The 708-nt window shown below is 44.8% G+C and carries 1 protein-coding gene; it reads right to left on the bottom strand.

The window, feature by feature from the left end:
• Positions 1 to 120 precede the first annotated feature (120 nt).
• The coding region (locus ACQ2HE_RS19910; protein WP_430902516.1) for a tyrosine-type recombinase/integrase at positions 121 to 708 on the bottom strand (588 nt) is incomplete at its 5' end.

Genomic DNA, 708 nt, shown 5'->3' with positions numbered 1-708 from the left:
GAGCGGTTTGGCATCAACATCCCAAACGGAGGGCCGCATCTAACTCAAAGAACTACCCTAAAGCTACACTGCTTTTTTGACATTTTAAAGTCTGGCTGATGATTGTTTCCGGAGTATTGGTTATTGCTTTTTTAGCAAGTCGTGCATTTTTTCAATGGCTTGATCTAAAAAAGGCTGTGTGTAATTTACATATCGGTAGAACGAAGGGCTGTTGGTAGCATGCCCTGATATTTTGCGAACCAAATGTTCCGGCATACCGGCAAGCAGCATGGTGGTTATGGCTGATCTCCGCATCAAGTGAGAACTCTTTAGATCACAAAACCGGGTTTGACTAGCAGCAGTAACATTTAATGTCTTGCCGTTTCGGGTTCGCTGCTTTCCCAATACCTCGGTCCAACCCGCAACGTCACCAATAGACCGTAAAGCAGTATTGAAGGCATGTAGATTGCCTGCCTTAAACAATTTCACAATGCGTTTGGAGCGCCCTTGGTACTTCTTCACAATGTCTATGGCATAATCGGGTAACCGAACCAAGCTTGCGGTTTTGGTCTTCTTGCTAACAGTTGACAGGTACCAAGCTCCTTCCATTTTTTTAATGTCTTTCGAGGTCACCCGCACTAAATCTGAAAACCGCAATCCTACAGCACATCCAAAAATGAAGATGTCCAAAGCCTTCAACTGAACCGCATTGAGCTGAGCTCGTAGATC

The organism is Endoryza foliicola, from assembly GCF_050589245.1.
GTDB lineage: Bacteria > Bacteroidota > Bacteroidia > Chitinophagales > Chitinophagaceae > Endoryza > Endoryza foliicola.
Note: the sequence above shows the minus strand (reverse complement) of the source record. Positions and strands in the feature narration are given on the sequence as shown.